Source organism: Marinobacterium sp. BA1 (genome assembly GCF_041155135.1).
Classification (GTDB): Bacteria; Pseudomonadota; Gammaproteobacteria; order Pseudomonadales; family Balneatricaceae; genus Marinobacterium; species Marinobacterium iners.
In genome coordinates, this window is the sequence record NZ_BAAFHC010000002.1 from 276330 (window position 1) to 296968 (window position 20639).

At 53.4% G+C, this 20639-nt stretch carries 22 protein-coding genes; 11 read left to right on the top strand and 11 right to left on the bottom strand.

Annotation, left to right across the window (positions count from 1 at the left end; genetic code table 11):
• Positions 1–298: 298 nt before the first annotated feature.
• Positions 299–1165 carry a hypothetical protein gene (locus tag ACAM29_RS20760; RefSeq protein ID WP_369625488.1) on the top strand — a complete coding sequence of 289 codons (867 nt, stop codon included), beginning with the start codon at positions 299–301 and terminating at the stop codon, positions 1163–1165.
• Between the two features lie 268 nt (positions 1166–1433).
• Here ACAM29_RS20760 and ACAM29_RS20765 read toward each other — a convergent pair whose 3' ends face one another.
• The 9 genes from ACAM29_RS20765 to ACAM29_RS20805 all read right to left on the bottom strand — a co-directional run bounded on the left by ACAM29_RS20765 (position 1434) and on the right by ACAM29_RS20805 (position 6525).
• The gene (locus ACAM29_RS20765; protein WP_369625489.1) at positions 1434–2000 is read right to left on the bottom strand and encodes a hypothetical protein; all 567 of its coding nucleotides are present in this window, start codon (positions 1998–2000) and stop codon (positions 1434–1436) included.
• A gap of 325 nt (positions 2001–2325) precedes the next feature.
• The gene (locus tag ACAM29_RS20770; protein ID WP_369625490.1) at positions 2326–2766 is read right to left on the bottom strand and encodes a hypothetical protein; all 441 of its coding nucleotides are present in this window, start codon (positions 2764–2766) and stop codon (positions 2326–2328) included.
• On the bottom strand, positions 2763–3068 hold the full coding sequence (locus ACAM29_RS20775; protein WP_369625491.1) for a hypothetical protein: 306 nt from the start codon (positions 3066–3068) through the stop codon (positions 2763–2765). The genes ACAM29_RS20770 and ACAM29_RS20775 overlap by 4 nt, the downstream gene beginning before the upstream one ends.
• A 569-nt stretch (positions 3069–3637) precedes the next feature.
• Positions 3638–3931: a hypothetical protein gene (locus ACAM29_RS20780; protein ID WP_369625492.1), complete on the bottom strand. Its 294-nt coding sequence runs from the start codon at positions 3929–3931 to the stop codon at positions 3638–3640.
• 56 nt (positions 3932–3987) lie between these two features.
• Positions 3988–4155, bottom strand: coding sequence for a hypothetical protein (locus tag ACAM29_RS20785; RefSeq protein WP_369625493.1), 168 nt, complete (start codon positions 4153–4155; stop codon positions 3988–3990).
• A 30-nt stretch (positions 4156–4185) separates the two neighbouring features.
• A complete protein-coding gene (locus ACAM29_RS20790) occupies positions 4186–4548 on the bottom strand; it encodes a hypothetical protein (protein ID WP_369625494.1) in 363 nt (120 codons plus the stop codon).
• Between the two features lie 66 nt (positions 4549–4614).
• Complete coding sequence (locus ACAM29_RS20795) at positions 4615–5031, bottom strand: hypothetical protein (RefSeq protein WP_369625495.1); 417 nt, start codon at positions 5029–5031, stop codon at positions 4615–4617.
• The gene (locus ACAM29_RS20800; protein WP_369625496.1) at positions 5021–5872 is read right to left on the bottom strand and encodes a hypothetical protein; all 852 of its coding nucleotides are present in this window, start codon (positions 5870–5872) and stop codon (positions 5021–5023) included. Before ACAM29_RS20800 ends, ACAM29_RS20795 begins: the two co-directional genes overlap by 11 nt.
• Positions 5872–6525, bottom strand: a complete 654-nt coding sequence (locus ACAM29_RS20805; protein WP_369625497.1) for a hypothetical protein — start codon at positions 6523–6525, stop codon at positions 5872–5874. Before ACAM29_RS20805 ends, ACAM29_RS20800 begins: the two co-directional genes overlap by 1 nt.
• Before the next feature lie 109 nt (positions 6526–6634).
• On the opposite strand from ACAM29_RS20805, the gene ACAM29_RS20810 reads away from it, so the two are divergent.
• From ACAM29_RS20810 to ACAM29_RS20835, 6 genes are all read left to right on the top strand, one after another.
• Positions 6635–7018, top strand: coding sequence for a hypothetical protein (locus tag ACAM29_RS20810; RefSeq protein ID WP_369625498.1), 384 nt, complete (start codon positions 6635–6637; stop codon positions 7016–7018).
• A gap of 6 nt (positions 7019–7024) precedes the next feature.
• Positions 7025–7546, top strand: a complete 522-nt coding sequence (locus tag ACAM29_RS20815; RefSeq protein ID WP_369625499.1) for a hypothetical protein — start codon at positions 7025–7027, stop codon at positions 7544–7546.
• 11 nt (positions 7547–7557) lie between these two features.
• The gene (locus ACAM29_RS20820) at positions 7558–8211 is read left to right on the top strand and encodes a hypothetical protein (protein ID WP_369625500.1); all 654 of its coding nucleotides are present in this window, start codon (positions 7558–7560) and stop codon (positions 8209–8211) included.
• Positions 8212–8231: 20 nt separating this feature from the next.
• Positions 8232–9695, top strand: coding sequence for a hypothetical protein (locus ACAM29_RS20825; protein WP_369625501.1), 1464 nt, complete (start codon positions 8232–8234; stop codon positions 9693–9695).
• A 474-nt stretch (positions 9696–10169) separates the two neighbouring features.
• Positions 10170–11243 (top strand): hypothetical protein, encoded by a 1074-nt coding sequence (locus tag ACAM29_RS20830; protein ID WP_369625502.1) that lies wholly within the window; start codon positions 10170–10172, stop codon positions 11241–11243.
• 334 nt (positions 11244–11577) lie between these two features.
• Entirely contained in the window at positions 11578–11739 is a 162-nt protein-coding gene (locus ACAM29_RS20835) for a hypothetical protein (protein WP_369625503.1), read from the top strand.
• 1050 nt (positions 11740–12789) lie between these two features.
• Here the strand turns inward: ACAM29_RS20835 and ACAM29_RS20840 are convergent.
• A complete protein-coding gene (locus tag ACAM29_RS20840; protein ID WP_369625504.1) occupies positions 12790–13704 on the bottom strand; it encodes a hypothetical protein in 915 nt (304 codons plus the stop codon).
• A 36-nt stretch (positions 13705–13740) separates the two neighbouring features.
• Positions 13741–14592 (bottom strand): hypothetical protein, encoded by an 852-nt coding sequence (locus tag ACAM29_RS20845; protein WP_369625505.1) that lies wholly within the window; start codon positions 14590–14592, stop codon positions 13741–13743.
• Positions 14593–14750: 158 nt separating this feature from the next.
• Here ACAM29_RS20845 and ACAM29_RS20850 point away from each other — a divergent pair, with 158 nt between their 5' ends.
• From ACAM29_RS20850 to ACAM29_RS20865, 4 genes are all read left to right on the top strand, one after another.
• On the top strand, positions 14751–17234 hold the full coding sequence (locus ACAM29_RS20850; protein ID WP_369625506.1) for an AAA family ATPase: 2484 nt from the start codon (positions 14751–14753) through the stop codon (positions 17232–17234).
• Positions 17235–17242: 8 nt separating this feature from the next.
• A complete protein-coding gene (locus ACAM29_RS20855; protein WP_369625507.1) occupies positions 17243–19171 on the top strand; it encodes a hypothetical protein in 1929 nt (642 codons plus the stop codon).
• Between the two features lie 172 nt (positions 19172–19343).
• Positions 19344–19886, top strand: coding sequence for a hypothetical protein (locus ACAM29_RS20860; RefSeq protein WP_369625508.1), 543 nt, complete (start codon positions 19344–19346; stop codon positions 19884–19886).
• The coding region (locus ACAM29_RS20865; protein WP_369625509.1) for a hypothetical protein at positions 19873–20639 on the top strand (767 nt) is incomplete at its 3' end. The genes ACAM29_RS20860 and ACAM29_RS20865, both read left to right, overlap by 14 nt.

Consider the following 20639-nt stretch of genomic DNA (forward strand, 5'->3'; position numbering starts at 1 on the left):
CTGGCGCCAGTAGCGCATGCCGAATCTCATAGTGCGTTATCTGTGGGTGAATGATCAGCACACACTCCACACACTCCACACCCTCCTCTACTGCTACCCTAGCCATGGCCCAATACGGCCAGTTGCATTGGCCTCTTGCAACGCAATCACTTCATGTTAAGCTAAATACCGAGGCGTGTCGGCGTCCCTCCTGCCGCGTGGAAAACAAATCCGAACCGCACCACCCCAGTTCATCACCTGTAATCACAGTGGATGATGCGAGCGGCGCCCATCATCATGACTGTATTGGAGATTACAGATGTCTCATTTTACCCCTGTGCCTGCGGTAGCCGTCCGTGATATCAAATGGCTGGCCAAGCGTTTTTCCAAACGACTCCATGCCCAAACCGCGCACCGCATCAAGGGGCAATCGCTCTATGCGGCCTTTGCCAAGCCCTTGGGTTACGACACTTTCAACCAGCTCCAGCACCAGGCCAAACGCAGTGGCCAATCGTCATTCGACTACGATACCTACTTTGGGCTGTTAAAGCGGGAATTGCGAAAGCACTTGCCCGTCCTGCTTGATGGTGACTTAATCAATTCCTTGCTGGATTCTGTGTACGACCCTGGCGTTGTCTTCCTCAAGATCGACGGCACCCGCACTGCGCCCAAAATTTCTCAGCTGATCACCAACCACTCGGCGTATCGCGGATTCCTGGCTGAATACCGCGATACCTATGGCGATTTGGCCCATCTGCAGGTGCTGGAGCTGGCAGCCACGTCTACGTCACTGCTGGCGTCGTCTGAACCTTCCGCGTTCAAGGTCACATTTGATCTGAGCGGCTGGCATAACGAAGGTGACCCTTTTGCCAGCCTGGCCGGCTATGAGCCATTCTTACGCCTGATCACAGATCTTAAATCTTGGGACATCGCTGTGTCTGTTCAGCGCATGGATCAAACCGGGCGAATTGAAGAACTGGAAAAGATAGAGCCTAACGGAAGAAAGCACTGGACCCATCATCTCCCTATCTCAAGTCAGATTGATGATGCAGAGCTTGAGGCGGCTAAAGGCCGGATGCGAAAGCATCGTTCAGCATTGAGTGAGCGTTTGCGGTTTACGTTATCTATCCCTGCGCTGGATGATCGTGGTGTGATTGTTGGTGACAAGCGTAAGGATAAAGCATGACCTTCTGGCATAGAATGCTTTGACGGCTTCCTATGCCCCCCTGCCGCACTTTCCGAGCTGGCGCCAGCACGGCAACTTTTCAATTTAACCCGTCAATTGATTAGCCAGATGATAATCCATATCGTTGCATAGTTGTTTCACATCTGACTTATGCGAGTGTGACGTATTTCGCACTTGGGTTTGATGCATGTTTCGCCTATGTTCTACTTTCGTTTCCACTCCGTCCCCATCTGAAAATATCCGAGGGTTCACTGGATGCAAGTAAATTTCATGTATTCTTCCAATCGAACCAAGGCTGCTCCGGATAATACAGGCGCACCTCTTTCCAACGATCAAACCAGCTCCAGTATAGGTTAATGTCATCGCCATACTGCTCATAGAAGTGGTAAAACAAACGTGCCGTTCGGTAGGCGTGCAACTGCTTATCGGCTGACGGGAGCTTAGATCCAAAACCAAAGGATTTTGCACGAACCTTGCCATTTACTTTGATGTAAACTCGGTAACTGTATTCGTAACCCCCCCTGCTTCGACGGTAGGATTCTACCCACTGAACGTGGTCTCTAGTTAAATTCCCTGTGATTCTATATTTCTTTCTTAACCGCTGGCATTCTTCAATTGCAGCCTCTATTGCATATTCGGGGCCGCCGTATTGGTTATACGCAAAGAAGCCGCCATGCGGGATGCCTTCACGTACTACCCGCAACTGGCATCCCGTGGGCTCTGGAAAGCTAATGCCATGCCCATCAGTTGCGAGCAGGGCTAGCGTATCTTTACCAAGTGCATCGCGAACATGATCAGGGATGGCCGTCAGACCGCGGTCCTGGTTAATCTCCATAAGCTTCCTTTTAATTTCACCCTTGCAGCTGCTGCTCACACATGATGTACGTCAGTGTAACCCTGGTCAACTCTTCAAGATCACCTTTGCAACCTGGCCGGCTCCATTTGAATAAGCGCTCCGTGACGAGCGGCCCCACTGGCCAATGCCCTGCTCACATTGTCGAAATGATCATCCACGATCACGGAAAAGCTGCCTGCTACCTGCTATATGCGCGCAGGTAGCGGCCTTACAACGCGCCGGATGTTTGACCACAAGGTGCTCAAAGTTGATGTCATGCCGCTCAAGCCAATTCCGCGCTTTCGTCCCGGCGCCAGCCAGGTGATCACATCGAAGGACCTTGCGTTGGCTTGTTAGCTTCGCTAAGCGAGGGTCGTATCTGCGTCTCATTGATAATCCTGACCGTCCTTGGATCAATACATGAGGCAAGAAAGCGCGTCATCGGCTCAACGTCCCCAGTAGGGTAAAACTCCAACATTAGCGTGTTGAATTCGAGTTGTCTTGCAACCGGCACATTAATGACGGGGTAGCCAGCATCAAGTAGAATCCCGTTCATCATCAGTCGACCTGTGCGCTTTACATCAAAGAAAAATTGCTCCCTAGCCATGGTCAGAAAAACAAAACTGGCACGGTCAATTGGATCGCTGATGTTTTGAGCCTCTTCAATCATCCGATCGAAGTGATCACTTAGCTCATTGGCGGGTGGCGGCATGTAGTCAGTCCCCGCTATTGTGACATTCCCCGTTCTGAACTGCCCCCAGATCAATGCCTCCTCCTTCCCGGCCAACGATGAAGATCGAGTGCAGTATCAGCGCTGAGAGAGAAAGTATCGTGCTTGATGCGCTCAAATAACGATTTCCAGGCTGCACTTTGGTTGATGGCCACTTGCTGATCCGATAGCGTATACCCGCCAACAGAAATGCCGTCAATCAGTGTTTGGATTCCAGGCAGTGTGAAGTTTATACCTTCAAGCAGAACTGATTCATGGACCAGCGAGCTGAGCTCTCTGCGTGCCAGAAGCAATGCGATCGGCTTGTTGGGGGTTATTGACCAGTCATGTAATGGCATGATGTAGACCGTCCGTAATAGTGTAGAGTGCTACGGGTCTTGCAAGGCGGCATACTCGCCTTCTTTTCAAAGTTCTCGTTTCCGCATAAGCAGCGCCCCTTTGCCAGTCCGCCCCACCCAATTTCAGCAGGGCGCCCAAGCCGAAGCTCGTATTGACCCGTGCTCTGCTGACCGCATAGGCTGGTTTAACGGACTTCTGCGCACATTTTACAAAGCACGCGGCCATCGGGTTGCAGCTGCCAATCGGGGTATCCTATAGAGTTGCTACCGGGCATTTGGCATTCGTCACATGCGGTCATGAGCCCGTATTCAATATCAATTTGCTCCTCATCAGATGAGGTGTCCATTTCGTTCTCCCGTCTTGCCGGATACTGGTTCCCAAGATTGGCGACAACATCCTGAATCGAAAAACCCAGAAGCTCGATTGTCTCCACCTTACGCGTTTCTGAGGCATCAAATTGAAGCTCCGCACGGTATTTGCGTCGCTGTCTTACAGGCCGAGACTGAAGAAACCGTTTAATATCGCGGATGTCATTTCAAAAAGACCCGACTGCAGTATGGCCAGAAGATTACATACTGGGGCTGTGTCCAGCTTTGTTATCGAGCGGGTCCAGATTTTCCGATTCAACAGTCATTTTATCCGAGCAATCATCGATTCCATACAGCACGGCATTGCCCGGTTCCAAATAAACTACCTGAGCGCTTTCCTCTTCAATTAGCTCTCGCATGAGGGTTGGATCGACCCCTTCAAACATATCACAGTGTTGTTCCCAGCGCTTGTAGATACCCTTCTCAGCTTCTTCATAAGAGTTTCCCAGTCCGATGAATTCAAAGGTGCCGGTGTTGACGATCATAACGACCATAGTGCTATCCTTCCTGTCTGCTTATTGGGTGTTGCCGACTTATGTTCCGTGATAATTCATTTACGTGTGGTTTTATCTGTAGACGCACGCATAATGAGCTGACGCATCTCTTCACGTGACAGTCCCTGCGGAATCCGAATGGCTGGGCCTGACTTCAAGGCATATTCCATGCGTACACGATCAAATCGAATTGACTTGTGGATGTTGTGCCGTTCCGTTTTCAAATGCTCTACCCCCCGGTGAATGGATTGTTTTTACAGGCCGAGCCTGTCAATGCCTTTGCTCGTTATGTGCCACAGGTATTCTTGGGGGTAAAGCGGATTTTTTATTTCTGGGTGCTGTGATACCCGATTAATGTACTTGTACCTATAGAGTGTAGCGAGTGCCCGCAACAACTTGGATTTCAGCATTGCACGCACGTGTTTTGTCTTGTCCTCAGCTCCGAAGTCCTGTATCAAAACATCGATGGCTGCCTTAAAAGATATGGGCTTATCTGCGCTGTGCAACACTTCCAAAAGCATCCTGCGATGTGTAAAGGCATTTTGATTTACAACGTCTGCCCGGGTTGCAAGGTGATTTACATGCTGCACCGAAGCCTGCTTTCTATCGAAACTCATAGCCTTATCCCATTGGTCAGTCACGGATAGTGGTGAATTCCCCATCTTTGCTGCTAAAGGCCCAGTCTATCGCTGCTTCATCGGTATTGTTGATTGATTGTCTGTGTAAGCGAGCAGATCAACCTCAGCATCGCTGATGCCGTCCGACAAGTCCTGAACAGTATATACCTGCCCCTTATCTACGTCGAATAATGCGAAGATGGGGTTGTAATACTGCCTTTCGTTTTTGTCCATTTCGAGCAGTCCATCTGGTACATTCCGCAGTGCATACGTGATACTGCTCACGCAGTCGCCCGCTGTTTCTGGCCAGTACGCAGGCTCAGGTCTAACCCGAATTACAAGCTCGACACTTTTTGGACAGCGTGCTGCTAATCGATTCTCTATACTCTCGACTTTCATTACAGCCCCGCGTCGGCTGTTGTCGCCTTGGTGAATCAAGTATTTACCTATAAGCCAATGTTCAGCGCCCTTCTTAAGTTTCATCGCCACACTCACTGCTATCGCCGCCCTGCATTTCATTGATCATTAAGTATGTGTTTTCAGAGATAACCGTCGGTGAAATACGCCGCATACGCCACTCATTGAAAATGATATTCCCATCGTCATCCAGCAACACGTCCGCCTTTAGCTGCTCAAGATGGTGCTCGTACAGCGTTTGCGCTTCGTGGTCTGTCAGAAGGTCGGATAGACCCTTTTCGCGGCGATCTCGAAGCAACTCATCATCAACTCTGTGGAGAAACCGCGTCCGGATATTAGATTTCACTTCCATTGTATTGCCGGGCGCCGCACTTTCTTTCCGCGAGACCGCGGCCCGCAGGCTGCGCTGTTTTCCATCGACGAAGTATTTCGCAATGGCCTCCAAATCACTCAGGGTAGTCGCCCTGACTTGTGATGGGTTGTGGTGCGGGTAGATGTAGCCCTCGGCTTCGTTTGCTGGAAGTTGCTTCAACTCAAGAAGCCATGTGAAACCCAGATCTTGCCAGTTAGGGTGCGTCACAACCCATGAGGTATCCGAGTGTTTATTAACTATGACCCAGCGCGCCCGGTGAATGCAGATATCCCCGGGTGTGAGCTCTGTCTGATCCAGGCCCTCCACCATCACAGTGTGCTCAGCGTCGCTTTCAATGACCTCGTACCAAGGGTATGAATGGGCTAGTGGCGGTGGCACGATCAAGGGCTGGAACCCTGCTTGTAGACGCTTGAATAGTGCAGACTTGTCTCGAATGTGATTGTGCATCACGAAAGCCAAGGGGCCTTGGCGTTCTTTTTCGAGTGCAATGACTGCGTTGTAAATCGCCTGTACATCTGAAGTATTCGCTATCATCACATCCCCAATTTGGCGTCAAATCTACGGCTCTGCGTTTGAGCGAGCGGATCATCCTCGAACACAATATCCAAGCTGCCCTGCGGGTGATCGCGGTGCCAGATCAACACTTCTTTACCACCGGTTAGCGGTTCTGGGTCATCGTTCAGCTGCTCTAGATTATTGGCGCTGTTTACCGAGGCAACTGCCCACACCGACACAAGTTCAGGGTTATTTTGCATCAGTTTCGTCAGATCCTGCTTGAATTGCTTACGTGTACTAGCCAGTGACCATGCCTCAGCTTCGGTAAGTAACATCTCTCCTTTTGCATCTCGAGCCGTAATAAATACTCCGCGTGAGCGATGGCAGGGATAATCCCAATGCTCAATCGCATTTCTTACAGCCTCCTTGCGCGCCCAGGACACACGATCTTTAAGCTCGCCCCACGAGACGGGGAGTGCGTACCCCTCGAGATCGAATTGGCCCAAATGATCGTGTGGGGAAGAAGCATCATCGTGTACCAAGCTCAATGTGGCACGGCTTGAAAGAATGGAGTTTTCTGCGGCGTACCGATTTGCTTTCCAGCATGCCTGATCGGAGTCTAGAGCTGATACCCTGAATTGTGCCCCGTCTTCAGTTGAGACTTGGTATACATTGAGATCCTGTTGTTCCATTTCAAACTCCTCTGTGCAGGTATGGCCACACCTATCCGTGTATTGTGTGTGGAACCACAATAATATATATTCGGTATAACCACAAAGAAAATAGAAAATGGAGTGACGTATGGCCATCCGTGTACGCCCAGAAGCGCTGTACCTCGTCAACGAAGGGATTGTGACCATTAACACCCGCCGCCCTCTCACCGATGAGTTGAAAGCTGATATCCACGACGTACTGAGCTTTATGCGCGCCAATGAGTTGCATCTGATTGCAGGGGCGTTCGAACGTGCTTGTATCGCAGGTGATGTGTCCAACCAGTATATCGATACCCGTGTGAGCGCAGAAACAGTCGCCGCCACATCGGGTACTGATGTCTCACGCTCCCTGTGCACCAGGCTGATTGAACGCATCCAGCAGCACTTGAGCGAGGCGGACCATGCTGCAGAGGCTTCTGGCGACCCCCTCGCAACGCACGATACGTCATCCTCATCACTGACACAGGGATAACCCATCATGGTTAACGCCAATGCCTCCGTTCAACAGCTCGTGTATGCCAAGGACTCTCAAGCCGCACTAAGGCTTGCGACTACCCAACACAGCGTGCCCTCTGTGTTCCTCGTATTCCAAGATGATCGTGAAGACCCTATTGTGACCATTGCTGATCGCAACCACCAGTTGCGCATTTGCGATGGTGAGTACGAGCCTTTTACCTTGCGCGAGCATTTGCATAACACTGCTGTCGGCTCGCCGGAGGACGGTAAGGCCTACATGGTGGTATGGGATATTGACGGTCTTGCATGGGAACAAGCACCCGACAAGGCGTCTCAGGCCCAACAGATTTTTACACATGTCCTCGAACCGGCACTGCGCCAGCGCCAGCAGGGTACAGTCATTGCTGACCTCCCCTGCTCTCAGGTGTCGCTTGAAATTCTGGACCTGAAGGAAGCCATTACGCTGGTTCAGGAAGAACACCCGCAGCGCCAGCCGGATCCACTCGCGCCGGCTCTGAATGACGCCCACATGCAACCATCCTGAAGGAGTTCACCATGAGCCGTGTATTTTCCTTGACCCATGCGTTCTTCGACTCCCCCGACCTCGCCGATCAAGCCTGGTTCGAGCTGTGGATTTCCGCACCGGACGAGAATGCCGTTCAGGCCTTCGCAAACGCATTGCCTCGCCCTGCTCAGATTAAGGACATCACGGCTGAAGCCGAAAGTGACGAGCAAATGCGCGAGTACATCGATATGACGCTTAATGCCTCCGGCATACCTACGGAGTGCTCAACGGCTGCGATGGCCAACTGGGCGTCAGGACGTGTGCTGAGCCGCATGACGTCTGACCACCTTGAACTGCTAGTGAATGCCTTTGACTACCTTGATCATGATGCCGGTGATGACTGGGTCATCAGCCGAGACTACGCATCGCTCTATGAAGAGGGCATGCAGCTCTACAATGCGCCATTGGAGCGTGTTGAGGATCCCGATGTATACATCCAGTATGCCGCACGTAATGCCTTCGACATGGAGGTGATCGGTGCCCACCGACAACTGATGGTTATGATCAACCAGGATAAGGACGGCGACTTGTTCCTGTGTCATGAAGCAGAGTCCGAGCTGAACCGCGCACGCGAAATGGTCGGCCATCATGATGACCCGTTGGCGAGCAATCCCGGCTCGTCTGCGGCACCCGCACTGGCCTGATCACATGAGGAGTTTTATCCATGTCTGAACCAACCAAGATTGTACTGCAGGAGCCGCGCTCTGTTGTTCAGGTGGCCGCCTCAACGGGGCTGTTAAACGACCCCTCCTACGTCAATGATGAAGAGGGTTTCACCGCAGCGGTCATGGAGAGTTGGTTGAATCGCCCCAACAACCATTTTGGTAACGATTCCATCCATCATCTGTATGCGGCTCAAGACCTGTATCTCTTGTACATCTCGTGGCAGGCTGCCAAAAGCAAAGGCATTACCGAGCATCCCGACGTCAAACAGGCCAACATCCTTCACCTGCTCTACCGCACCGGCTCCGTTGAGCAGGCCGCCGAACAGCTAAAGGTGTGTGTTCAATCCGCGCACGACCGGATCAATAGCTTGAGCTGTCGCGACCAACGACTTGATGTACTGAATAATTTTCATGCCCTTGGAATAACGTCCAAGGGCATTGCCGTAAAAGATATTAAGTCGGTGCGCAGCCTGAGTAACGGAAATGGCACGATAACACTAACACCCATTCTCTACGGCCAAAGTTATCCAGTTTTTGTCGATATCACCCGGCGGGAATTTGATGCCATAGGACATAGTGAGCACCTTACGGCGCTTGAGGCCGTGAAACGGATTAATGAAGCCGTGTACGGCATTCCTCGCCAGGGTGCGGCAGCCATTCACACCAATAGCACGGATACCCCTTGCCTGTATGGATCAGAAGGCCAGCTACTGGCCACGTTGAGTGATGTCAAACCTCACGAAGCCGAGGCGCTGGGTTTCTCACCGGACGAGTATCCCGTTCGTGTTGCCCTGGTTGAGGGCCCGGGCCAGGGCGTTGTGCTGTACGCTCGCTCCAGCGATGACATTCATGAGGATGCAGCGCTGGTAGAAGCGCTGAGTGAAAGCAATCGGGTTCCTGATGCACACCAGCACTTCAGGAATAAGGAGGTCGCTAAGCACTGCGTTCGGGCGATTGGGGTGTCTGACGACAACGCTGAAGGTCCGCGTACTGTGTTTTACTGCTCAGCCGCAGGCGCCACCACGCTATACTCACTGCCTGAGGATCAGTTCACGACGGTATTTGGCCCTCTTACGACCCAGGAGAACAACATGGGTCTTTTTGCTGAGCTACAGGCATCCGGCATCACCAGTGAAATGCTGGATGACCTTGTGCATGATGCAGCAGATCGCATGGGGAGTTTCGCGAATAACGAAGGCGCCCAAGCTCAGTCTGAACTCATGTCCAAAGCATCGGGTGCAGAACCGAATGCAGAGGATATTGATGATGAGGCGGTGTCCGATGCCGCATCGCGCATTGCATCACGCGTGAACAACGAAGGCATGAAAGAGCAACTGCTCTTCCTGGAGCAGGCGGGGTTCTCCGATGACGAAGTGCGTGACTGGTTGGTTGAGGAGGGACATTTACAGGGCGGGCACGACCCGCTCTCGAATGTGTCAACGTCGCCTTCTCCTTCCCTTTGATATGACTCCGGATACACCAAGTGTTTTCATGACAGCAGAGGCATAACTGATGGGCTTTTTTTCATGGAAAACAGCGGAATGGAGAGTCTCCAATCGAAGAGGTCGCCTACGAGGGTTACGGGGAGTTCGGAGGGGTTGATGCCTACGCATGGCTGGCGAAGACCAGATGCTGTATATGAGTCACTTCCCGCGCCCCAGAACTGTCCCTATCAGGGGTATTTCGACCCTGAGCCGGATCTGTTGGCGAGCGGAGCGGGCAAAACCAATAACCTGAAAATGTAATAGGTATGAGATATGTGGCGACCCGCCGGAGCCGTGGGCACAACTCTCGGACAAGGTATTGCAGGTGTGCTCAGAGAGCGCGCGAATCAACGCATGGGCCGGGCAAACGCCCGCTACCGGCGCGGTATTCATCCCACGCCCTGGCTGCGGGCCCTGCTCGCAGTCCAATCAACCAAATCGTAAGGAGGCGCTATGCTCTTCTATCACGGTACCGACTCGAAAGGTAAGGCGGCGATTGACGCCGGCGAACCGCTGCGTACGCCTTTTCTGACCACCTCAGAGGCGCTGGCAGAGTATTACGCCGAATGCGCCATGGACGAAAACGAGACGGACGACTGGCACGTGTTGGCCGTCAATCTGTCGACGACTGACCTTGCTCTCCTGCGGGCTGACTTTGCTGCCTTTGAGGAGCCTATTTCCTTTATTCGTGACCTGCATGCCAATGGTGAATCAGACTGGCTCGACAAGCTTCAGTCAGGTGAAATCCGCTGGCCGAACGATGGGTTCGATTTTGAAACCTCGCTGACGTACACCGCGTCCACACGCTGCTGCGTGGACATTCCTGCCCGATTTGTTGTGGCGGTCACCGAAGGCATACGTGAAGAGGAAGTGCCGCGCAGCCGCATCCTGGAGGGCACCAGTACGCCGCTGCATCCGATTCAGGAAGCCATTGCCTCCCTGTCACAGGTGACCAAGCCTATTGAGCTGTGGCAGATTGGCAAATACGCCAATGATGTTGCTCAGGTGGCCTATTCCGGCGAACTGTCGGAGCTGGATGCGCGTGCCTGTACACGCACACTCGTTAATCTGTGCTCCCGACGGATTGCTGACCGTCTCACGGCCAATCCTGAGGATCGCACCCTGCATGCCGCGTCGCTTGCCGGCCTTTGCGTTGTTCTGGGTAAGTACGACCCTGATCTGCGGGCGCTTCAAGCGTTCACCTCGCTGGACCCCTTGACCGATTACCTCGGACAGTATGCGCTGATTGTTGCCCGCGGCATTCCCGATCACGTTGAGGATCGCACCGCCGTGCTGGATCAGCTGGAGGCGCTGCTGGTTAAAACACACGACACACGACCGATGGTCGAATGGTGTGAGCAGTACACTGACGTGCGCAATGTTGCACCGGTGCGTGAACGGGTACATCACCTAGCTATGGGTGGGAGCCGATCGGTTGCTGATGTTCTCAACCCTGCAGGCTATCGAGAGGATGATCCCCTGTTGCCAGCGCATGGTGTGTCGCCCGTTGCCGCCCAAGGTCTGTGAATCCAGGCCTCGGCGGGACGCTAAACTACCAACACCCTCTGGGAGGAAAAAGTGGCTGAACGATATATCAACGGGGTGCTTTATCGCGCAGAAAAGGTTTTTCACGGGACCTGTACCCTATGTGGAAGGCAGATAGGGTGCGGTTGGAAAGTGAGCAAGGTCCTGGCCAATACCCCGCATAATGAGTCGGTAGCGCTGTATTGCTACGACTGTACAAGCAACCATTGGGCCCGGGCTTTCAAGTTGTACCGAGAACACAGTGCAGCGGACTTGTAGTCTCTTGGCTGCTCTACGCATATACTGTGTGTGCGAAGTGTGATTTGGGGTCACGGCGATGAACGAAGACGAAGTGAAACAATACATAGCTCAGATGAAGGCGAGGACCGCACGCTTGAAGCAAGATCCTCAGGCGGCGCGCCGGTTGCTTGTGAAGGCGGGCATCATCACCGCCAGTGGTGAGATCCATCCGTACTACCGTGAATTCTCACATCCTTAAGAGGTATCTATGCGCGACCTTTTTGGCGAGATCCCCCAGAAAGTCGAGAATATGAACGCTTACGCGGGCACACCTGGTGCTGGACCAGATGGCATGACCTGCCGGCAATGTTCTCATTACTCGCGCGTTCAATCGGGTGCTGGCGTATACAGAAAATGCGGACTCAACCAGCACCGGTGGACGCATGGTCAAGGTAGTGACATCAAAGCCTCAACACCCGCATGCGATCTGTTTAGTGCTGGGGGAGTGCGCTAATGTTTCGGACCTATCATTTCAGAGGTTGCTGCGAGTGGCACAATTTCTTCGCCGGGCTTATTTCAACTGCAGCTAAGCACAAAGTGCCACTGGTATGCATTGACCAGCTGCAAGCAAGAAGGCACTGGCGGTCTGGTTTGACTGGTTATGAGGCACTATTGATGCAAAAGCGAAGGCTTGAGAAGGAAGGCGAGTATGCTCTCCATCAATAATTAGCCTCAAGCTGTACAAAATCAAAATTGATTTCCGTAGCCCCTAGCGATTCCCATCGCTTTATTTTAGCCCGTCACGTAAAGCGTCATACTCTTTTCCCCAGGGTACCCGCACCGAGGTAGGTGTGCGGGTGAATGCGGTGCCGTCGGCAGGCGGCTAATACTGTCATCGCATACAGTGCGCTGTGCTATAATCGTCCCATGATTATACGACAAGGTTTCAAGTTCCGTCTCGATGTTCGTCAACCAACTCTGGACTCATCTGCCCAATCTCGGGGGCGACCTTCCCGCTCACTAGCCAGAGGGCGTACTGCGGGAAAACGTTACATACCGCTTCGATCTCAGCATCCGTAAGGCGCGCTTTGCCATTCCGAATGTTTCCCCAGCGATAGCGGCTGATGCCGGTTCGCTCTTCGAACCATACGCTTGTTCTGTCACGGGTGAAAAGACTGATTAGGCGATCTTTTATCATGAAATGGCAATATTACTTAGTAGATTCAACTGAGCAGCATATCTGTAATGACCGCTGTCACGCAACCAAGCGTAAACAGGGCAGCATCAACCTCATCTTCGAGACACCAGCTTATGGCGCTAAACCCTTGTGTGCACAGGGGTGAGCCGCCAACGGATCATCACCCACAATATTCGCCTCTATGCCCTGCTGCTCGTCCGGAGACGCAAAGGCGGAAACCTGAGCCAGTAGATTACGCCCTGCTTCAGAAAGCCCGGTGAAATGATGGAATCGCCTTGCGGACGCACCGTGCTGGCGATTACCTTCCAATAGCTGGTATCGCTCTGCACTTGCCAGCAGGCGGGACACGGTCGACTGGGGCACCTGGCCGGCCCGCGCAATCCGAGAGGTGGCGGTCAAACCATGATCCACCGCCAGCAGCACTCCAACCATGTTTAGCGCCAGCTGAGGTGCCACTTCCTTGATCTGCTGAAACAGGGCAACGTAGTGATCCTGTTCGCCGAGCTTAACAGATGCTGCCCCCACAATTTCCGAGAAGCGTGTGAGCAGGTCTTTTCCATAGTTTGAGAGGATCAGTGAACCACCCCGTACAGGTTTCAGGTACCCCTTCTCTGCCAACGCATCGATCTGCTTTTGCAGGTTCAGGACGGGTTTATCTAGCGCGTCTGCGATTTCGTAAACATCACTCACTTCGTTAGCAAACATGCCCAGCATCGCCAATGTGGCAAGACGCATCTGGCCGTACTCTTTTTGCAGGCTGAACAGCCCTGCGATTCTGTCAATTACGTCAGCGTCTACCTCTTCCAGCGTCCGGCTCACGGCCAGGTTGCAGGGCATGCCGACATTGAGACTGATAAAGTGGTCCCGATCACGGCGCGCCATGTCCATGGCAGCATCCTCCCCGTAGAGCGGAATGCTGTACGATCGCAGAGGCCAGTATTGGCCCGGGGTATCCTTGGGTACCCGTACCGATAGATGCTCAATACCGCCCATGGGTACCCGGTAGATGTATGTGTTGACTCCCAAAATGATACTCCGGTTAGTGAGACTGTTCGGCATGTTCTACTTTAACCGCTGCACACACTTTGCGGAACCACGCTGTACCTGGCACACGTGCCCCTTAATGTGATCGCGCACCTGTTTTCTCGCGACCCCTGGAAAGCGTGACTGGACGGCACGCTCGAATACTTCCAACGGTATCAGTTTATTGACCTTCCAGTCCCCGTGTTTCTTCATTACCAGCCTGACTATCGAATTGAACACAGCATTGGCGCTCATCGCTTTCATCTGCTGGGTCGGGTTTGTTTTTTGGGGTGGTACCGCGGGTAATCGGGTCTCGCACGGGATCTTCCCGACACCTTCTACATCAGGTTCAATCGCAGTCCCTTCTGTTGCCGGTTTTGTGATGGCGCTCTCCAGAACCAGCACCTGGCTGCGGGGTGACGGTTCCGTAGGGATTAAGGTGAACGGCACTGTGATCGTTGGCGGCATATTGGGGCAGTTGCTATCCGCGCACATGATCTGAGCGTACGCCTTATGCTTGAGGTCGGCGGCGGTGTTGATCATCTGCGCCAGCCGGATGAGCAGGTCATCACGGGACACTATGATGATCCGTATGCGTTGGCTGGCATTTGCCCGAGCGAGCAACTGGCCAGCGATCATACTCAGATACAGGTCTGCTCCGTCTGCAATGGAGGGGACCACAACACTGTTGGTGATGGTAAGCCTCCTGTCTTCCATCGCGCTGTGCCAGCGCTCGACATGACAACCATTGCCGTTGCCGGCGATGTGGACGTTGAGTGTGTGGCCAAGGGTCGGCATGTGTTCGATGCCGGTTGCATACAGGTGATGCATCAGTGGCTCCACCATGCGTGCCGGCTGGTTATCCGCATCAATGAGGATATGGTGCTCCATAACAACCTCCATATTGGGTTATACCACATATAGCACCTGAGCATTACGCCTGCAACCTTGCTGCCACTCTTATGAAGCCGTATGGTATAATTTGTTGTACCTAATATTTACCACTACATCGACACTTAACACGTCACACGAATTTAGAGGCACTACCCATGAGCGAAACGATTTTACCGGCCCTCGGCGGCCTGATTGTCTACAAAGAACGCCCCAATAGTTCAGACCAAGGCTCCGTTGTACCCCTATTCCATATCGACAACCCACGCAACATCAAAACCCTGGTACCGATCGACACGCGCCAATACCCGAACAATATCGACATCACCAAAGGCTATTCACAGGTCGAATCGACCTACAGCGCACATGACCTGTTTGTACTGGCTGAACACCGTCCCAAGTCACCGGATAACGAGCGTCTGGAATACTTCTCTCTAGGCACTCATGCCCAGCCATTGCCGGTTAACACCCTGCTGCCTGTGATCCAATGCGCCCTGCCCCCTAAGGAAACCGGTCAGATGCCTGCGCACATCACGCCACCCAAGGGGACGTTTTTTATTCAGGATGGCGAGGCTGTTTATGGCCCGTTTACGGCCATGCGCCGAGATGATGACGGGTTTGTCATTGAATCCAAGGTCACTACCATCATTCCCTTTGCCAAAGACACTGTTGCTCGCTTCCACGTGAAGGAAGTCGAACAGTACGTACACGAAGTCAATATCGATGGCACCTATCATCGGCTGATCAGCAGCCTGCATGATCTGAAGGCCCTGCGCCATGCGGTTGAGGACTACACCTCAGACGACAAGCTCATTAAGCAGTACAGCTCAATGCGGTTCGGCTTCAATGACAAGCTGAGCAAGCGAGATGCCGAGCGCCTGGCAGCCGCCATACAGGAGGCTGAAAAGCGTCAAACAGCACTCGCAAGTGATGAGAACCTGCACCGATTCAAAACCATCCTGCAGCGGTACCTGAATGAAACCAACATCGGTTCCGACATGGTTCGTCATTATCTCGGCACCAGTGCAGGTAGGACCTTCCTCAAAGAGTATGTTGAGCGGCATAAGGCAACATTGCTGTCGTCGCACATTGACGAGATTGAGCGTGAAGGTAAGCGCGCCCGGGCGAGGGCCGAGGCTGAAATCGAAAAGCTCAACCGAGAAGCCGCCGCGCTGAAAACAGAGGTTGAACAGGCCCGCAAGCAGGCCGATGCCGAAATTCAGGCCATCATCCAGAGCAAAAATGCGGATATACAGAATCGCATGCGGGAAACGGAAGAAGAGCTGTCGCTGAAGATTACCCAAAAGGAGGAGCAGCTTGCCAAGGTCGAACGTGAGCTGGCCGAGGTGCTGGATGACCTCAAACTGGCCCGTGACGTTGAAATCCTCAGGCGTGAATACCAACAGCTGGATGCGACCAAAACCGTGCTGGAGCGCTCCGTTGAGGCGTTCCAGGAGCAGCTGCAGAATCCGAACAAATTGGCTGCCTCACTGGGTCAGATGGAGGCCGTCAGCCGTGCGATGCGCGGAGGATCTGCACTGGTGCGCGAAGAGCGCCAGCGCGTACCGGTCGTGATCTCAAAGACCGCTCCGAATCATGGCAAAGAAATCATCAACCATATCCGCGACTACTTGGATGATAGCGCGGGACGGACGTTCACCCACAATGACATGACCAACCTCGTTGTGTGCATGATGCAGTCCTTCCTGACCGTGCTGGCGGGTGACCCGGGCGTAGGCAAAACCTCGACAGTTATCCGTCTTGCTGAGGCGCTGCACCTGGGCAGTACCGATGGCAATAGCAACTTCCTGTACGTGCCGGTTTCCCGAGGCTGGGTGTCTGGTCGTGACATTCTCGGCTCATACAACTCCCTCAATGGCATGTACCAGCGGGCGCGCACCGGCCTGTACGATTTTCTCTCCGTGCCGGAGGCCGGCGATCAGGAGGCGTTGCGACTGATCCTGCTGGATGAGGCCAATCTGTCACCGCTTGAGCATTACTGGTCTGATTTTATCGGTATGTGCGACCCCGAAGGCCGCCACCGGCCGATCGACACCGGTCATGCTGAAGCAAGCAAGCGCCTGTTGAGTGTGCCGGAATCCACTCGCTTTGTGGCCACAATCAACAAAGACAGTACAACCGAGCGCCTGTCACCACGTCTGATTGATCGCGCCCCCGTCATTACCCTGATGCATGACGCCGAGGATTCCGATTCGCCAGAGGTTAATGTCAGCTTTGACGGGGCCATTCCTTTCGCGCTGTGCAAACAGTATTTCGAAAATCACAACAACGATGAAATGCCCGAAACGCTTAAGGAGATGTACCGCACGATTCATGAAATTCTGACGGTACGTAACGCTGAACATGGCATGCCTGTGAGCATCAGTCATCGTAAAGAGCGTGCGATTAACGATTACTGCGTTGTCGCCGGTCAGCTTATGGACGACCACGAAGTGGCATTTGACTATGCGGTGTCTCAGCACATCCTGCCGCACATTTCAGGTCACGGCCCCCAGTTCCGCGCACGACTTGAGCGTCTTCACGACATGCTCAAGGACAGCAAACTCCACCATTCGCAGACGTTGCTGGCGCGGGTACTTGAGAACGGCAACGACTTTGCCGGCACCTACTCATATTTGTGAGGCTCGGCATGGAACTCAAATTAACGATACTGAATGGAACCCGTCGAGGGCACGAGCTTCGGCTCATGCCCACCGACGGGCGCATCGGCGGTTCCCATCAGTGGCTCTGCAACAAGGAAATGTTCGAGGTGTCGCTGCTGGGACCGCTGGGCTTGTCTGACCTCGAACTGAACCTGTACGACTACTGCGAGCCTTGCCACAAGGTGACACCGATCGGATCCGACATGGCCGTGTACAGTTGGCAGCCTGCACGCAATGTCGGTGACAATGACAGGGCCTTGTTCTTCAACTATTTCGGCATGGCAGAGATTCGCCTTTCTGGCGTCCAGCCATCTCGCGCCCTACTGGATGTGGTGTTCGAGCCGCTTGAGGTCGTCGTCGATGAACGTGATGCGGATAAAATATCGCGCATGTTCGACTACCTGGCTCGGCAGTCGCCTGAATCGCTCTACCAGGCGTTCAGCGCGACCCCGGTGGGTGCAGGACACCAGTCTCAATATGAACGGCCTTCTCAGACGCTTGAGCGGCTTGAATCGACATTGTCGCTCATGGCGGCCGCGTTCCCGTCGCTGATTCATCATCCGATCACACGGCTAGTCCCGGAGTCCACGCTGGTCAGTACCGGTGGGCAGGAGTACCTGGATGATGCTGCGATCGGTTGGTTGATGGAAAACATGTCTGTGCTCTCTCCTGCCGAGTCAGCTGAACACAGCCATCTGCTCTATCAGGGCCGCTACTTCGTAGCTGAGCATATGGTGCTTCCCGTCCTTCACGAAAGCACGGATCTGTATGAGAACCAGATCATCCATGGCTTTGTAGCACTACTGTTGTCTCAGGCTCATGACCTGCTGCGCCAATACTCAGGCATGAGCCGTGCCGGGCGCCCATTGGCGCGTGCTCAGGCGCTGTCAGACGGGTTCGTGTCATTCTTTACCCAGATGAGACAGTTCCGCGAACACATATTGGGGCGGCACCTTGGCCGCTGTGAGGTGATCGTTCACAAGCTGCAACAGCTTGAGCGAGAATTGCGCCAGCGCCTGCCGGTCAAGATGATACGTCGGGAGCGTCCTTACTTTACGCAGAAGGTACAGATGCGACCGGCGTACCGCGAGATTTTCTCGGATATCATTCGCTGGCACGAACGCGGACAGCTGGATTGGTCCGCCTTTGAAAATCTGTTTTCGATCGAAAGCCTGCCGACACTGTTTGAGCACTATTGCTTTTTCCGTACGGCCGAGGCGGTGACACAGGCGCTGAGCACCGGTGAGGCCGGCCCAGGTGTCAGGACGGACTTTTCATTATCGGATGGGACACAGGTTCGTGTGTTGCGTGAACCGCATTACTGGATGCCGGGTCACGAGCAGGAACGTACGGATGGCGTGGTCAACAGTGAGGGCTTTTCCCCTGAAAAAGGCGAAGGGCGAACCGGTCGTTTGAACACCCGCAGCACAACAACCGAGTATTCACGGCGATCGCCTGATGTCGTGATTGAAATCCTCAAGCCCGGTACGCGGGCGCCCCTGCTTCTGGTGATGGACGCTAAGCATACGCATCCCTGGTATGCCTTCACCCGCGACCTACCGTCCCTCACAATGAAGTATGTCCATGGGATCCACTCTCTCGCATCACGCACTCCACCGGTTGTGTCCTTGACCATTATTCATCCGTTGCAGGATGCGACGGAACTGCGCAGTTTTCACGGACGTGAGTTTGACCTGTTCAGTGAGCAGCCGGTCCAGCCCAGCCTGCAGTGCTTGGGTATCGACATTGTGGTGCAGCCTAAGCCGGATAAGGATGCTTTGCACCGGCTGATTCGGAGGCTGTTTGAGGTACATCAGGTGAGTAGTGGTTCATCGGATATCCCCCGTGTTGTTACGGGGCCAAAGGTAACCATAAGGCCTGTGGCGAGGACTCAGTACCCGCTTCGTGTTCATTAGAAAACCAAGCCGCTACGCTTTCGAGTTGATAGCGTAGCGGCTCTGATAAAGAGTTTAACGTCCCAACACAGGCAGCTCATGCTCCAGCATGAAATCAACTGTATTGGCTACTCCCCGGCTTGGCCACCGGCTAACCGTTGGACTACGCCAGCGTCATTTCACCGGATGAAGAGTGCGCAAATGGGTCATGCTCATTTCCCATAACGTTCTTCATGCAGGCCGAACAGAAGTGGAGTCCTACGGCTTTGCGCCACTACTGAATGACCACCCTTTCTCGATCAATGAGAGCCGCACCCTACTTCCTGATGTGCATAGCATTCCACACGATGACGCGGTATGGCGCCACGTTCCTGAAGATCCGATCGCAAGACTGGTTCAGTTATGCACGTTTATGGGGCACTGCAGTGGCTTGTATGATCCTGATGATCAGACCCTTCGCAATGATTTTCTTCAGTGTTTGGGTAGTCATGCAACCGGCGTCAGCGCAGCGCTGGAAAATGGTTTGCATGACTGGTTTGAACATGCGCGTCAGTATTGTGAACGTCTACCCAGATCTGATTTGGAATTGCGGATCAAGCAATGCGTGCCGCGTTTCGTCAGACAATCACAGGTTGAAGGCCCAACGGTTCTTCCGTTATTGATCCGCTCTTTGCCCGAGGATTTAAAGTTGGAAGTCTACAACTCAACCGGAGTAAACGCACATGCAGAGCTTTAACCGCGATACGTTGGAGTCATTGGCAATGGGCTGCGTGGCCGCTGATGAAGAGAACGCACTGTACGAATCGCTGAGCGAGAAATCGGATGCTGAACTTCTGGCACTCATTCAGCAGGGTGATCCCTCTACCCAGTGCTTTCTGGCCAGTGACGGGTATCTATTCGTTAAACACGACGGTGTTTGGACAGACGGAGATCTCACCTTTGGCGATCTTGGAGGTCGCCCCTATGATCAGGACATGCAGGAGCCTCTTGAGGGCCGGTTTGTCGCTCCTGACGAGGATCAAGATCGATATACGGCGATCATGGAGTCCCTTCCTCGAAGCAACGATGAAATTTCCGAACGCGTCCGTGGCGTAATTGAGATGCTTCAGAAGGCTCAGCAAGCAAGTTGGGGGCTTGAGCTGGCCACGGATTCGTTCAACCTCAAACTCGATTCATTCTCCGTTCACGACACCGTGAGATCTGACGACGATATTGTGTTGACGCTTGATTTAACCATCGATGAGGGTGTCGAAGATGTATTTGCGTTCAGCGTGAGCGACATTGCTGAAGCACGCGTTACGCCTGACTGTGATCGGTTGATCATTGTTGATGCGGGTGGAGAGCCTGTCACCTTGACCTTCCCGCCGGGAATTGATGCGAAGTGGGACCTCCCCGTGCAGTATAATGAGGCATCTGCGCGCGAGGAAATGAAAGCCTTTGTTCAGGACCACGTTGCACATTTTAAGGCACTTCCGTTGGAGTTTGAGGA

What these genes read in the sequence shown, in the direction of transcription:
- ACAM29_RS20775 (WP_369625491.1), bottom strand. Translation starts at nt 3,068, where the DNA reads ATGCCATTACATGACTGGTCAATAACCCCCAACAAGCCGATCGCATTG.
- ACAM29_RS20855 (WP_369625507.1), top strand. Translation starts at nt 17,243, where the DNA reads ATGGAACTCAAATTAACGATACTGAATGGAACCCGTCGAGGGCACGAG.
- ACAM29_RS20765 (WP_369625489.1), bottom strand. Translation starts at nt 2,000, where the DNA reads ATGGAGATTAACCAGGACCGCGGTCTGACGGCCATCCCTGATCATGTT.
- ACAM29_RS20760 (WP_369625488.1), top strand. Translation starts at nt 299, where the DNA reads ATGTCTCATTTTACCCCTGTGCCTGCGGTAGCCGTCCGTGATATCAAA.
- ACAM29_RS20810 (WP_369625498.1), top strand. Translation starts at nt 6,635, where the DNA reads ATGGCCATCCGTGTACGCCCAGAAGCGCTGTACCTCGTCAACGAAGGG.
- ACAM29_RS20800 (WP_369625496.1), bottom strand. Translation starts at nt 5,872, where the DNA reads ATGATAGCGAATACTTCAGATGTACAGGCGATTTACAACGCAGTCATT.
- ACAM29_RS20795 (WP_369625495.1), bottom strand. Translation starts at nt 5,031, where the DNA reads ATGAAACTTAAGAAGGGCGCTGAACATTGGCTTATAGGTAAATACTTG.
- ACAM29_RS20815 (WP_369625499.1), top strand. Translation starts at nt 7,025, where the DNA reads ATGGTTAACGCCAATGCCTCCGTTCAACAGCTCGTGTATGCCAAGGAC.
- ACAM29_RS20820 (WP_369625500.1), top strand. Translation starts at nt 7,558, where the DNA reads ATGAGCCGTGTATTTTCCTTGACCCATGCGTTCTTCGACTCCCCCGAC.
- ACAM29_RS20805 (WP_369625497.1), bottom strand. Translation starts at nt 6,525, where the DNA reads ATGGAACAACAGGATCTCAATGTATACCAAGTCTCAACTGAAGACGGG.
- ACAM29_RS20830 (WP_369625502.1), top strand. Translation starts at nt 10,170, where the DNA reads ATGCTCTTCTATCACGGTACCGACTCGAAAGGTAAGGCGGCGATTGAC.
- ACAM29_RS20790 (WP_369625494.1), bottom strand. Translation starts at nt 4,548, where the DNA reads ATGAGTTTCGATAGAAAGCAGGCTTCGGTGCAGCATGTAAATCACCTT.
- ACAM29_RS20825 (WP_369625501.1), top strand. Translation starts at nt 8,232, where the DNA reads ATGTCTGAACCAACCAAGATTGTACTGCAGGAGCCGCGCTCTGTTGTT.
- ACAM29_RS20780 (WP_369625492.1), bottom strand. Translation starts at nt 3,931, where the DNA reads ATGGTCGTTATGATCGTCAACACCGGCACCTTTGAATTCATCGGACTG.
- ACAM29_RS20845 (WP_369625505.1), bottom strand. Translation starts at nt 14,592, where the DNA reads ATGGAGCACCATATCCTCATTGATGCGGATAACCAGCCGGCACGCATG.
- ACAM29_RS20835 (WP_369625503.1), top strand. Translation starts at nt 11,578, where the DNA reads ATGAACGAAGACGAAGTGAAACAATACATAGCTCAGATGAAGGCGAGG.
- ACAM29_RS20850 (WP_369625506.1), top strand. Translation starts at nt 14,751, where the DNA reads ATGAGCGAAACGATTTTACCGGCCCTCGGCGGCCTGATTGTCTACAAA.